Raw genomic sequence first — 11,826 nt, 5'->3', positions numbered from 1 at the left:
GGGTCGTGCGTTCGGCCAGTTCGTTGGGAATGCCGGCGTCCTTGGAGGCGCGCTTGTCTTCGAGGTCGAGCTCGATCTGGCTGCACAGGCCCAGGGTCACCGGGTCCATGGCGGTCAGGTTGGCCGCGTTCCAGTGAGTGTTTTCACGCACGGATTCGATGGTCGACTTGGTGGTGCCCACGAGGCGCATGATCTGCGCGTCCTTGAGCTCGGGATGGTTGCGCACCAGCCACTTGATGGCATTGGGGCGCTCGTTGCGGCGCGAGATCGGGGTGTAGCGCGGACCCTTGCTCTTGACGGCGGCAACGCGGACCTTGGGATCGGAGAGCTTCAGGCGATAGTTGGGATCAGCCTCGCCCCGCTCGATCTCTTCCTTGGTCAGCTGACCGTTCTGGATCGGGTTCACGCCCATGATGCCCGATGCGACATCGCCATCGGCAATGCCCTGCACTTCAAGCGGATGCAGCGTGCAAAAGGCAGCGATCTGGTCGAAGGACAAGGCTGTATTGTCCACGAGCCAAACAGCGGTTGCCTTGGGCATAAGTAGGGGCTGGGACATGTTAAACTTCTCCTGCTGGCGCGGCCGGATTTCCTCCGGACCGCTCCGCCTCAAAAGCCAATGCTGAGGGGGAACTGCCAACAATATAGAGTTTTACCGAGATTTCCGCAACGCTGAAGTCAGGCCATAACCATCTATTGCAGCAATTTTTCTTGGGTCTGGCCGAAGTCGGTCAAAAGAACCAGCTTGCCGATATGGTTTCGGGCTTCCATTTGCTCATGGGCTTTGCTGGCATCTTGAAGCGCGAAGGTCGTGATCCTCGGCTTGGTCCGGCCTGGCAGGGACAGATGGAGCAGGAGCGAGAAGGCGATGCGCTCGGCGATGGCGGCCTTGGTCTCGCGCGGTTGTGGCCGCAGGGTCGAGCCGGAAAGGGTCAGGCCCTTGGCCATGATCAGGCGCAGGGGCACCGGCGCCGTGCCGCCGGCGAGGGTCGAGATGAGGACAATGTGGCCGCCCGGCGCAGCGGCGGCGACGTTGACCGCGGCCATATCGCCGCCGATGACGTCGACGATGCGATCGGCGCCGTGGCCATCGGTCAGGGCCATGACGCGTGCAGCGATGTCTTCGGTGCGATCGATGGTGGCGATGGCGCCGAGCGTCCTGGCGTAGGCAGCTTTTTCGGGGCTCGAGGTAACGGCTATGGCCTTGGCACCGAGGAGCGTGGCGATCTGGATGGCTGCGCCGCCGATGCCGCCGGAGGCGCCGTGGACGAGAACCGTCATGCCGACGGCCAGCCCGGCGCGCATCACGAGCGTCTGGGTGATCGTGAACCAGGTTTCGGGCAGGCTCGCGGCCTCGGCGAAAGTCCAGCCATAGGGCATGGGCAGGACCTGGCCTTCGGGCACGGCGACATATTCAGAGTAGCCGCCGCCATTGGTGAGAGCCATTACCCTTGCGCCGATGGAATGGCGCAGCGCGCCGGCGGCGCGGGCGACGACCGTGCCGGACACTTCAAGGCCGGGAAGGGGCGAGGCGCCGGGAGGCGGATCGTATTGGCCGCGCCGCTGCGCCAGGTCCGGGCCATTGACGCCCGCCGCTGCGACGCGGATCAGCACCTCGCCGGGCCCGACCTCGGGCAGGGGGAGCTGGGTAAGGCGGAGCGCATCGGGGCCGCCCGGCGCCGCGATATGGACGGCGGACATGGTGGGGGGGAAAGGCATAGGTTCGATCATGGCGCCATGCTGACGCAAAGCGGGCTTGCCCGGCAAGACCGGCGCGATAATCTTACGGGGCAAACTTTTCGGAGGCTGACATGATGGACGACGAAGAACAGCGCCGCAAAAGACCGGTGGCGCATGAAGTGGGCATGGTTCTGGACACGCTTTCGGTGTCCGAACTCGAACAGAGAATCGCCCTCCTCGAAGGCGAAATCGAGCGTCTCAAGGCGGCAATCGGGGCGCGCGGCGATACGCGCAAGGCCGCGGATGCTGCGTTCAAGTTCTGATCTTTCGACTGCCGCGCATCGGCCCCCGGCCGGTGTGGCGGCAGGCGATGGTCGAAACAAAACTGCATAAACTGCGGCGGATTAAGGTTAAGGAAGACTAAAGCTACGGGCGGCGCGGCGACTGGGTTAACACTTTCATAAGACGAAAGAGGTTCGGCCATGTCGTGGAATATTCTGGCGCTGCTCCTGGTTCTTGCGGCATCGGGCATCCTGTCGCTGGTTTTTGCGCTGCGCCTAGCCGGCGTCGAGGACGGCAGTCCGCTCAACGCGCCGTCTCCGGCCGATCCGATGGACGAGGCCTGGCAGACCGAGCCGGTGCAGACGTTCATGTGGCAGGTGCAGGTGGCGCGCTATTGGCAGCCCCCGTTCTGCCAGCGCTGAGCGCGGGGTGATTTGTCTGAGGGTTAAGAAATCGACTCCTGTTAACGCACAATTAAGACCTTGGGGTTAAGGTGTGGTTATTCAGATTTTTCTGGATTTTTCAGAGCGGTTCTCCCTCTGTTTGACGCCTCCCTGTTAACTTCGAGAGCCGTGGTTCACGGCTCTTTTCTTTTATGGGGGTATCGTTGGCGTGCGCGCGGCGGTTTTGTTCCCCACTTTCCACCGATTATACGACTTGTTGAGGCTAGTTTGGCTCGCGGGATGACGCTGGCGTGATTTCCGCCTAGCATGGCTGGGAAACGAGAGGCGGGATTCTATTGCTCGCCGTGACCCTTTGGTCCGCATCCTCGCGATGCGTTGAAAACTGGATTGGATCTGTGGCGGATAGTGGCGAAACCGGCAGTTCGGCTGTGGCGCTTGGGCCGCGTATTGCGGCATCGGGTGGCTTTGACCAGCTTTATCGCGAGGGCATGGGCCTGATCGAGGCCGTTGCCGCCTATCTCGATCAGGAAGGTCGCGAGGATAGCCGCCTGCTGCCGCGGGAGGCCTCCTTCCTCTACGCTACCGAATCCATGCGCCTGACGACCCGACTGATGCAGATCGCCTCCTGGCTGCTCTTGCAGCGAGCCGTCAACGAAGGCGAGATTTCGCGCGAGAATGCGCGCACTGAAAAGGAAAAGGTGCAGTTTTCGGCAACGCCCTCCGAGCGGGGCGGGCCGGGCTATGATCACCTGCCGGTCAAGCTGCGCGATTTCATCGATCAGGGCGATCGGCTTTTCGACCGGGTTACCCAGCTTGACCTGCTCGAGCGCGGCAAGATGCCTGAAGCTGCCTCAGGGCAGGTCAACGGTATTGCCGACCAGTTTTCACGGCTGCACGCGGCTTTCCGCAAGACGGAATAGGCATCAACGTCATTTTTGCACGGGCGCGTCTTCGCTCCAGAGCGCAGGCGGCTTGTCGCTGTCGCTGCGCTCGCCTTGTACGTCGCGCTGACACGGGCGCTGAAAACAAAAAAAACCCGGCACGAAGCCGGGCTTTTTCGAATTCTGTTGCCAGAACCGTTTCTTAGAGGCCGAGGCCCTTGAAACGTTCCTTGAAGCGGCTGACGCGACCGCCGCGGTCCATCAGCTGGCCCGTGCCGCCGGTCCAGGCGGGATGGGTCTTGGGGTCGATGTCCAGCTGCAGCGTGTCGCCTTCCTTGCCGTAGGTTGAACGGGTCTGGTAGGTCGTGCCGTCGGTCATAACGACGTTGATGGTGTGGTAGTCGGGATGGATATCGGCCTTCATCGCATTCGCCTCAAATCAAACGGGCGCCGCGGCGCCCGGAGAGCAGGAAACTTGTTGTTGGCGGGCTTCTTACATAAGGAAGCCTCAATAGGCAAGGGCAGGGGAGCGGCAATTTTACCCGTTTTCGGCCTGTTGCCCACTGCAAGTGGGGAGCCTATATCCAACCCAGCCGTCGACAGGCGGCTTCGCGCAACCGGAATGCGGCCCCCAATATGACTGATCAAGCCGCCCCGGCGGAACACGCCACCGACAATCTGAACTCAGTGGCCAAGCTGCAGCGGCGCTTCTCGCCCCTGCGACAGCTGCTGCCGTTCGTGCTCGCCTATCCGGTGCGGTTGACCCTTACTGTCCTATTCCTGCTCATTTCAACTATTACCTCGCTCGCCATTCCCGCCATGCTCGGCGGTGTGGTCGACCAGGGGTTTGTGGCCCAGAACCTCGACAAGGTGAGCCAATATGGCCTGCTGATCATCGCCATTGCGGCGGTGATGGCGGTGGCGAGCGGCGCGCGCTTCTATTTCATCTCCGTTATTGGCGAGCGCGTTCTCGCCGATCTGCGTCAGGCGGCATTCAGCCATCTCCTGCGGCTCGATGCGCGCTATTTCGATACGACGCGCGTCGGCGAGCTGACGAGCCGGCTCAATAATGACGTCGCCATCATTCGCAGCGCCGTGGGCTCTAGCCTCTCGCTGGCCCTTCGCTCGGTGGTCACCATTATCGGCGCGCTGATAATGATGATCCTGACGAGCCCGATCCTGACGCTGGCCGTGGTGATCGCCGCGCCGCTGATCCTGATCCCTGTCGTTGCCTATTCGCGGCGCCTGCGCGGCATGTCGAGCAAAACTCAGGACGCCCTGGCCGAACTCTCGGCCATGGCGACCGAAATGCTCGGCGCGACGCGGACCGTAAAGGCGTTCACGCAGGAAACCGTGCAGACCGGGATTTACGATAGCCGGAGCGAAGAGAGCTATCGCGCCGAAGTGCGCCGGCTCGGCGCCCGCGCGATCCTCGTCGCTCTGGTGATCTTCCTCGGTACGGCGGCGCTTGTTGGTCTCGTCTGGTGGGGTGCGAGCGCCGTGTTCGAAGGTTCGGTCACAGCCGGGCAGTTGGCGCAGTTCATGATCTATGCGCTGATGGCCTCGGGTGCTCTGACCAATGTCTCCGAAGTCATGGGCATGTTGCAGACCGTTGCCGGCTGCACCGAACGCCTTATGGAAATTTTGGCCACCAAGGCGACGATCGAGGATCCCCAGAATCCCGTGGCCTTGCCGGTACCCTCGCTCGGGACGGTAAGCTTTGAAAATGTCGCGTTCCGCTATGATTCGACCCAGCCCCGCCGTGTGCTCGATGACGTGAGTTTTGCCGTCGCCAAGGGTGAGACGGTGGCGCTTGTCGGGCCTTCGGGCTCGGGCAAGCCGACGACCCTCTCGCTGCTGCAGCGCTTTTATGACGTTGCCGATGGCACCATCCGCGTGGATGGCGTCGATATTCGCGATGTGAAGCTTTTCGATCTGCGGCAGCGCTTTGCCTATGTCGAGCAGGAGCCGACGATCTTTGCCGGCACGATCGCGGAGAACGTGCGCTTCGGCAAGCCCGACGCGAGTGATGCGGAAGTGGAAGCGGCGGCCAAGGCGGCACTGGTGCATGATTTCGTCGTCGACCTGCCCAGCGGCTATGAGACGATCGTGGGCGAACGCGGCGTGATGCTATCCGGCGGGCAGAAGCAGCGCCTCGCCATTGCGCGCGCCATTTTGAAGAATGCGCCGATCCTGCTGCTCGACGAGGCAACCTCGGCGCTCGACGCGCAGAGCGAGCGGCTGGTGCAGATGGCGCTCGAACATCTGATGCAGGGACGGACGACGCTGGTTATTGCCCATCGTCTCGCTACCATTCGCGACGCCAACAAGATCCTCGTGATGGAGGCCGGTCGGATTATCGATCACGGCACACACCAGGAACTCGTCGCCAAGGGCGGGCGCTATGCGGAACTGGCGAAGTTGCAGTTCCGTGGGGACGGCTGGCAGTAGGGCCGGAAGGCCTCCTCACCCGGCCTTTGGCCGACCTTCCCCCAAAGGCCGAGGTGGACGGCGTAGGCGGCGGGTGAGGGGCTTCTCACCCTTCGGTCAGCTTGAACTCGATGCGGCGATTGCGCCGGAACGCTTCTTCGGTATTGCCCGGGTCGAGCGGGGCGTATTCGCCAAAGCCAGCGGCGACCAGGCGGGCCGGGGGCACGCCCTTGCTGACGAGATATTGCGCGACCGAGATGGCGCGGGCCGCTGACAGTTCCCAGTTGGAGGGGAAGCGGGCATTGGAAATCGGGCGGCTGTCGGTGTGGCCGTCGATGCGCAGCACCCAATTGATATCGGGCGGAATTTCCTGTTCGAGCTGCAGGATGGCGTCAGCGAGCGCGTCGAGTTGCGGTGATGCAGCCTGGGTCAGGTCGGCCTGGCCGGGCGCGAACAGCACTTCGGACTGGAAGACGAAGCGGTCGCCGACGACGCGCACATCGGCGCGGCCTTCGAGAATCTGGCGCAGGCGGCCGAAGAAGTCGGAGCGATAGCGCGACAGGTCCTGCACGCGCTGGGCGAGCGCCAGGTTCAGGCGCCGGCCGAGATCGGCAATCTGGGTGCGCGATTCAGAGTCGCGGGTTTCCGAGGCTTCCAGGGCCGATTCCAGCGCCGCGATCTGGGTGCGGAGGGCGGCGAGCTGCTGGTTGAGCAGGGCCACCTGGGCATTGGCTTCGTCCGAGAGCCTTTCGGCGCTGAGCAGGTCTTCCTGCAAGCCGGCAATGGTGCTGTCGCGATCCCCGATCCCCGCACCGATGCCGCTGAGCTGGCTGTTTAGGCTCTGGTTCTGCGCTTCGGAGGTGGCGAGCGTTGCGGTCAGTGTTGCCAGTTGCGAGGTCAGGTCGTCGGAATTGGCGCGTTCGAGCTGCAGCAGCTCGGTCAGTTCGGCGATCTGGCTGTTGAGGCGGGAGAGGGCGGTGTCGCGGCCCTGGATTTCCTGGCCGAGGAAAAACTGGGTCAGCATGAAGAGGCTGAGGAGGAAGATGATGACGAGCAGGAGGCTCGACAGGGCGTCCACGAAACCCGGCCAGTAATTGGCCTCAACTCTGCGGCGAGAGCGGCTCGATGGCATGGCCTAGTCCCGGCGCCCGGAATTGTCGGCTTCGTTGAGCATGGCCTCGATGAGGTCGCGCAGCCGCTTATTGGTCTCGCTCTGCTCGGTGATATAGGCGCGCAGGTCTTCCTGTTCGGTGCGGATGTGCTTGACGAGGCCATCGATGCCGCGGGCGAGTTCGGCCATGGCGCGGATGGCGTTTTGCGAGGAATTCTGGCTCTGCATGGTGGCGCCGATGCTGTCGATCATGGCCTGCATGTCGGGGCCGCCGGCATTGGCCTGCATGGCGCTGACCGGGTGGTCGAGCTCGGTCATGGAGGTCATCCAGTCTTCGAGATCAGTATAGAAGGCGTTTTGGGCCTGGCTCGTCTGCAGGTCGAGGAACCCGAGGATCAGCGAGCCGGCGAGACCAAAGAGCGAGGACGAAAAGGCGGTGCCCATGCCCGAAAGGGGCGCGGCGAGGCCTTCCTTGAGATTGGTGAAGAGCGCGGCGGAGTCAGCGGAGGTGACATCGAGTGCATTGATGACGCCGGCCACCGAACCTACGGTTTCAAGAAGGCCGTAGAAAGTACCCATGAGGCCGAGGAAGACGAGAAGGCCGGTGAGGTAGCGCGAGGTGTCCTTGGCTTCATCGAGACGGTTGCCCACCGAATCGAGAATGGAGCGCATGGAGGACGGCGTGATGATCGCTTCCCCGATCCGCTCGCGGAGGAGGCCGGCGACGGGAGCCAGGAGTACCGGCGGGCGCACCTGGGTCGAGCTGCCATCCTGGAGGGAATTGACCCACTTTACTTCCGGGAACAGGCGGAAAATCTGCCGGAAGCTGAGGAAAATGCCGACGAAGAGGGCCAGGAAGATCATCGAGTTGATGAACGGGTTGGCCCAGAAAAAGGTCACGATATTGGTGAACAGGATCGCCGCGACCAGCGCCACCAGCACGAGGAAAATGACGATCTTGACGAGGTAAACAGTGGGACTGGCGAGATGATAGGGATCATAACCTTGCGACATCGTGTCTGACCTTTACCCTCGCGCACCAAATCAACTCGTCAAAGAGTAGAGGCGGTAGTTTGGCGTGACAATGGAAAAGGTTAACGTTTCAGTTAGCGCGCTGTCATGCCGGGTTCGTCTTGGCTCGCTAAGCCGGTGCAATTCTTGCTCCGGAGACCTGCCTTGGCCATTGACCCTGAAAAGCTCGCCCTTCACTTTGGCCTAGGCCGGAATGCCGATGCACCGGTGCATCTGGGTACGCGCTACGATGCGAACGGCACGTTTCTGTCCGATCCGGGCAATACGGTGGTGTCACATCTCGTGACCGGTTCGGCGACCGAAGCGGTGCTTCTCGATGCGCGGCGGCGCTATCTCGGCATGTCCGATGCGCAGAGTCTGGCCTTCACTGCACCGGAAAGCCTTCATATGACGGTGTTCCAGGGTGTGCTTGGGCGTCGCCGGGCACCGACCTATTGGCCGGAAGGCTTGCCACTCGACACGCCAGTTGCCGATGTCACCGAAGTGCTGCTGCAGCGCCTCGAGGGGTTTGCAATTGGGCCGGACTTTGCGGTTGAGCTGGTGCAGGCGGTGCCCACCGGGCTTATCGTCGAGGGGGCTTCGGATGCGGATCGCAAGGCGCTGGCCGAGTGGCGGAACCGCTTTGCCGATCTTTTCGGTTATCGGCACCCGGACCACGAGCGCTACCAGTTCCACATCACCTTCGCCTATCCGATAAACTGGATCGCGGATGAGCGGCTGGCGGCCTGGGCGATGATGCTCGACGAGGTCACCGAGGACATCAAGGCCCGCGCGCCCGTGCTCGAATTGCGCGCGCCGGCCTTCTGTGCCTTTGAGGATATGAACTTCTTCGACGAGCTGCTGGTGCTCGAGAAGACGACTACTGAACCGAGCGAAGCTGCTTGAACAGGGTGCCGTGGAGGGTTTCGTTGCCGGCGATGATCTGGCCGTTCCAGACCGAACCGGGCTGGCCGGCATAGTCGGTAACGAGACCACCCGCTTCCTTGACCATGAGCAGGCCCGGAGCCACGTCCCAGGGCTTGAGGCCGGCTTCCCAGAGGGCGTCGAAGCGGCCGGCGGCGAGCCAGGCCATATCGACGGCGATCGAGCCGGAGCGGCGGATGCCGGCAACCGCGGGATTGATATGGGCGAGCTGGCGCAGCTGCAGGCCGTCATTGGACGTGCCCTGGGTCTTGATGCCGGTGGCAACAACGGCATCGGACAGGTGCCGGCGTTCGGCAACGCGCAGGCGCTTGCGGTCGGCCAGCCAGGCGCCGCCACCCTTTTCGGCGGTGTAGAGTTCGTCCATCACCGGGTTGTAGATGACGGAGGCGACGATATCGTCGCCGCGCTGCAGCGCGATGGCTACGGCAAAGAGCGGGATCGAGTGCAGGAAATTGGTGGTGCCGTCGAGCGGGTCGATGATCCAGGTGTGCTGGCCGTCGGTGCCGGCGACTTCGCCGCCTTCTTCCATCAGGAAAGCATAGGTCGGGCGCGCCTTGCGCAGCTCGTCATAGACGATCTGTTCGGCGCGCAGGTCGGCCTTGGAGACGAAATCGGCCGGGCCCTTGCGGGAAACCTGCAGGTTTTCGACTTCGTTGAAATCGCGCGACAGGGACTTACCGGCCTTGATGGCGGCGTTGACCATGACGGTGAGAAGGGCGGAACGCGCCATTGTGTACTCGCTTGGCTCAAGCGGTTGATCGAACGCCGCCGGGAAGGTTCGATCCCGGCGCGGCGCTGGTGAGGGCAAGGCCCTGCCGCTTCAATTGAAAGTTTGGCGGGCTTATTGCCTCAGAACGGGGCTCCGTTCAAGGGTCTTGCGCCGGTTCGGTGGCTGCGGGTTCGGTCGGTTGAGCCTCGGTGGCCGCCGGTTCAGCCGGCGTGGCGGCGGGCGCGGCATTGGTCACGCCGCTCGGGAGAACCACACGGCTCGGGGCATTCTGCATGTCGGTGGGCGCAGGCAGGGGCGGGCCATAGACTTTTGGCGTCGCCGGGGCGCTCGCCACGGCATCCATGCTCAGGGGCACCGAGGGCCAGAAGCGGGCGCGCTCTTCGGCGCGGGCCAGGGCGCTCGATGGAATGGAGACGAGCAAACGATCGAGCGTCGGGTCGCTGAGGCCCTGCCGGCGGGCAAGGGCGCGCCACATGGCGGCGGTTTCGAGATCGAGCGCGGTGCCTTCGCCCACGGCCATGAGCTTGGCGAGGCGGTTCTGGGCCACCGGATTGCCGCCCTCGGCAGCGCGCTGATACCAGCTGGCGGCGGCCTCTATATTCTTGGGTAGGCCCTGGCCGAGATAGAGCAGGGTCGCATAATCGATCTGGGCAGCGGTGAGGTTCTGTTCGGCGGCAAGGCCGATATAGCGCGCGCCTTCGGCGGCGTCGGGGGCAACGCCTGCGCCTTCGATCAGCATCGAGCCATAGTCATACTGCGCCTCGGGAAGCTCGGCACCGGCGGCTTCCTTCATCAGCGTTGCGGCGGTTGCAAGGCTCGGATCGGCGTAGATGCCTTCGACATGCAGCAGCGCCAGATTGTACTTGGCCGGTGCATAGCCCTTGTCGGCGGCTTCGCGGAAGAGTTCGGCGGCGCGCTTGCGGTCCTGCGGGACGCCGACGCCATCCTGATAGAGCGAGCCGAGTTCGAAGGTAGCGAGCGTGTCGCCGTTCTTGGCGGCAAGCTGATACCAGCCGGCGGCGCGCTCGGCGTTCTGGGCGACGCCCAGGCCCTTTGAATAGATTTCGGCGATCAGGGTCTGCGCAGCGGCGTCGCCTTTTTCGGCGCGTGGCAGGGCCAGTTCGAGCGCAGTGAGGAAATAGCCGCGCTGGAAGGCACCAAAGGCATAGTCCGGCGGCACCTGTGCGCCAAAGATGGCGTTGGAAATGTCTTCGGCCTGGTGCGAGCTGTCTGCATCGGTGGAGGCCGAGGCGGCAGGCGCTGCGGCGTCAGGGGCCGGGGTTTCCGGCGTGATTGCCGGAGTTTCGGGACCCTGGGCGTCCTGCGGGGTTTCCGCAGCAGGCTGGGTTGGCGCAGGCTCCGCCGGGCTCTGGGCGAGCGCGGAGACGGGCAGGGCGATAAGGGTCAGCGCCAGGAGGCGCGCGCGCCAGCTCATGCCTCGGCCTTGGCTGCGGCGGCGAATGCCGCGAGGGAGGCAGCGGCGTCAGTGGTTGCCCAGACGCAGTCGGAGAGCGCGAGGAATTCTGCCCCGGTTTCGTCGTTTACGCCGGCGACCGCCGCGGGGTTGGAATGGACGGCAGGCACTTCAAAGGTCTCGGCCCACCACTGTGCCAGCTCGGCGGCCTGCGGATCGGGAGTGCCGCCAAGGGGGCCGAACATGACATAGTCGACGTCGAGTTCGCCAAAGCTCATGGCATCATGGCGCGAGCGCACATTGCCGGCCCCGACAATGCCATCGGGCTTGAGGAGAGCCGCGGCTTCGCGAATGGCCTTGGCGCCGCCGGTTGAAATGTGGACGCCATCGGCACCGATTGAGCGGGCGAGGGCCGCGTCATTTTCCACCAGCACCGCTGCCCCGGCCGCCTGGCCGATCTGCACCAGCCGTTCGGCAAGGTCGGCATAGGCCGCGTCATCGAGTTCGCCGCGGCGCACCAGCAGGGCTGCCACTTCCGGGCCAGTCAGCACGCTCATCAGCTGGCGCGGAAACTGCGCGCGATCCGGATCGGCTGGGGTGATGAGATAGAGCTGAGGAGCCATGGATTTCCCGGGGTGACGCTGCGTCTGCCTAATCCGCCATTTTGGCAAGAAAGGGACGGGCCTCCAATAGGGCAAGGCGGGAAGGGTGGCAATGCGGGCGACTGCCCGCCCATTCCTCTTCGGGGCAAGCAGATTGGTAAAAAAGCAAGCAAATGGCGCGCCCCTATGAAAGGGACGCGCCATTTGCGGGTTAATACGTCAGGGGAGGGATCAAGCGGCGCGGTCGGTTTCGGTGGTCCATTCGCCCAGGGCCGCGAGCGAATTCATGTGAGCGCGGTGGGTGAAGGCGGACTGCGCGGCGGGGAAGTTTTCGCG

The 11,826-nt window shown here is 63.7% G+C and carries 13 protein-coding genes; 5 read left to right on the top strand and 8 right to left on the bottom strand.

Translation table 11 applies throughout. The features are described from left to right. Together J0I64_RS19020 and J0I64_RS19015 are read right to left on the bottom strand one after the other, a co-directional pair. A partial coding sequence (locus J0I64_RS19020; RefSeq protein WP_291411187.1) for a cell cycle transcriptional regulator TrcR occupies positions 1–559 on the bottom strand: 559 nt, incomplete at its 3' end. Between the two features lie 134 nt (positions 560–693). Continuing rightward, entirely contained in the window at positions 694–1,731 is a 1,038-nt protein-coding gene (locus J0I64_RS19015) for an NAD(P)H-quinone oxidoreductase (protein ID WP_291411185.1), read from the bottom strand. An 80-nt stretch (positions 1,732–1,811) separates the two neighbouring features. On the opposite strand from J0I64_RS19015, the gene J0I64_RS19010 reads away from it, so the two are divergent. The 3 genes from J0I64_RS19010 (at position 1,812) to J0I64_RS19000 (ending at position 3,286) form a co-directional block, all read left to right on the top strand. Then, positions 1,812–2,003 (top strand): DUF1192 domain-containing protein, encoded by a 192-nt coding sequence (locus tag J0I64_RS19010; RefSeq protein WP_366933764.1) that lies wholly within the window; start codon positions 1,812–1,814, stop codon positions 2,001–2,003. Between the two features lie 159 nt (positions 2,004–2,162). Next, positions 2,163–2,384 carry a hypothetical protein gene (locus J0I64_RS19005; protein ID WP_291411183.1) on the top strand — a complete coding sequence of 74 codons (222 nt, stop codon included), beginning with the start codon at positions 2,163–2,165 and terminating at the stop codon, positions 2,382–2,384. Between the two features lie 377 nt (positions 2,385–2,761). Further along, on the top strand, positions 2,762–3,286 hold the full coding sequence (locus tag J0I64_RS19000; RefSeq protein ID WP_291411181.1) for a DUF1465 family protein: 525 nt from the start codon (positions 2,762–2,764) through the stop codon (positions 3,284–3,286). A 163-nt stretch (positions 3,287–3,449) separates the two neighbouring features. Here the strand turns inward: J0I64_RS19000 and rpmE are convergent, their stop codons facing one another. Then, positions 3,450–3,671: a 50S ribosomal protein L31 gene (rpmE, locus tag J0I64_RS18995; RefSeq protein ID WP_291411179.1), complete on the bottom strand. Its 222-nt coding sequence runs from the start codon at positions 3,669–3,671 to the stop codon at positions 3,450–3,452. Between the two features lie 212 nt (positions 3,672–3,883). On the opposite strand from rpmE, the gene J0I64_RS18990 reads away from it, so the two are divergent. Beyond that, entirely contained in the window at positions 3,884–5,698 is a 1,815-nt protein-coding gene (locus J0I64_RS18990) for an ABC transporter transmembrane domain-containing protein (protein ID WP_291411176.1), read from the top strand. A gap of 85 nt (positions 5,699–5,783) precedes the next feature. Here the strand turns inward: J0I64_RS18990 and J0I64_RS18985 are convergent, their stop codons facing one another. Both J0I64_RS18985 and J0I64_RS18980 read right to left on the bottom strand, forming a co-directional pair. Then, positions 5,784–6,809 (bottom strand): peptidoglycan -binding protein, encoded by a 1,026-nt coding sequence (locus J0I64_RS18985; RefSeq protein WP_291411174.1) that lies wholly within the window; start codon positions 6,807–6,809, stop codon positions 5,784–5,786. Positions 6,810–6,812: 3 nt separating this feature from the next. Next, positions 6,813–7,802, bottom strand: coding sequence for a flagellar motor protein MotA (locus J0I64_RS18980; RefSeq protein ID WP_291411172.1), 990 nt, complete (start codon positions 7,800–7,802; stop codon positions 6,813–6,815). A 162-nt stretch (positions 7,803–7,964) separates the two neighbouring features. Here J0I64_RS18980 and J0I64_RS18975 point away from each other — a divergent pair, with 162 nt between their 5' ends. Then, positions 7,965–8,705: a DUF1868 domain-containing protein gene (locus J0I64_RS18975; protein WP_291411170.1), complete on the top strand. Its 741-nt coding sequence runs from the start codon at positions 7,965–7,967 to the stop codon at positions 8,703–8,705. Here J0I64_RS18975 and J0I64_RS18970 read toward each other — a convergent pair. The 3 genes from J0I64_RS18970 to J0I64_RS18960 form a co-directional block, all read right to left on the bottom strand. Further along, positions 8,680–9,474 (bottom strand): inositol monophosphatase family protein, encoded by a 795-nt coding sequence (locus J0I64_RS18970; RefSeq protein ID WP_291411168.1) that lies wholly within the window; start codon positions 9,472–9,474, stop codon positions 8,680–8,682. The genes J0I64_RS18975 and J0I64_RS18970 overlap by 26 nt on opposite strands. Before the next feature lie 136 nt (positions 9,475–9,610). Continuing rightward, on the bottom strand, positions 9,611–10,909 hold the full coding sequence (locus J0I64_RS18965; RefSeq protein ID WP_291411166.1) for a tetratricopeptide repeat protein: 1,299 nt from the start codon (positions 10,907–10,909) through the stop codon (positions 9,611–9,613). Continuing rightward, the gene (locus J0I64_RS18960) at positions 10,906–11,511 is read right to left on the bottom strand and encodes a thiamine phosphate synthase (RefSeq protein ID WP_291411164.1); all 606 of its coding nucleotides are present in this window, start codon (positions 11,509–11,511) and stop codon (positions 10,906–10,908) included. The genes J0I64_RS18965 and J0I64_RS18960 overlap by 4 nt, the downstream gene beginning before the upstream one ends. Positions 11,512–11,826 lie beyond the last annotated feature (315 nt).

The sequence above is a fragment of the Devosia sp. genome (assembly GCF_017307565.1).
Classification (GTDB): domain Bacteria; phylum Pseudomonadota; class Alphaproteobacteria; order Rhizobiales; family Devosiaceae; genus Devosia.
The sequence above is the reverse complement of the archived record's forward strand: the minus strand, read 5'-3'. Positions and strand labels throughout refer to the sequence as shown.

Excerpts from the sequence above, each read along its gene's own strand:
- J0I64_RS19015 (WP_291411185.1), bottom strand. The coding sequence starts at position 1,731 with ATGATCGAACCTATGCCTTTCCCCCCCACCATGTCCGCCGTCCATATC.
- J0I64_RS19010 (WP_366933764.1), top strand. The coding sequence starts at position 1,812 with ATGATGGACGACGAAGAACAGCGCCGCAAAAGACCGGTGGCGCATGAA.
- J0I64_RS19005 (WP_291411183.1), top strand. The coding sequence starts at position 2,163 with ATGTCGTGGAATATTCTGGCGCTGCTCCTGGTTCTTGCGGCATCGGGC.
- rpmE (WP_291411179.1), bottom strand. The coding sequence starts at position 3,671 with ATGAAGGCCGATATCCATCCCGACTACCACACCATCAACGTCGTTATG.
- J0I64_RS18990 (WP_291411176.1), top strand. The coding sequence starts at position 3,884 with ATGACTGATCAAGCCGCCCCGGCGGAACACGCCACCGACAATCTGAAC.
- J0I64_RS18985 (WP_291411174.1), bottom strand. The coding sequence starts at position 6,809 with ATGCCATCGAGCCGCTCTCGCCGCAGAGTTGAGGCCAATTACTGGCCG.
- J0I64_RS18980 (WP_291411172.1), bottom strand. The coding sequence starts at position 7,802 with ATGTCGCAAGGTTATGATCCCTATCATCTCGCCAGTCCCACTGTTTAC.
- J0I64_RS18970 (WP_291411168.1), bottom strand. The coding sequence starts at position 9,474 with ATGGCGCGTTCCGCCCTTCTCACCGTCATGGTCAACGCCGCCATCAAG.
- J0I64_RS18965 (WP_291411166.1), bottom strand. The coding sequence starts at position 10,909 with ATGAGCTGGCGCGCGCGCCTCCTGGCGCTGACCCTTATCGCCCTGCCC.
- J0I64_RS18960 (WP_291411164.1), bottom strand. The coding sequence starts at position 11,511 with ATGGCTCCTCAGCTCTATCTCATCACCCCAGCCGATCCGGATCGCGCG.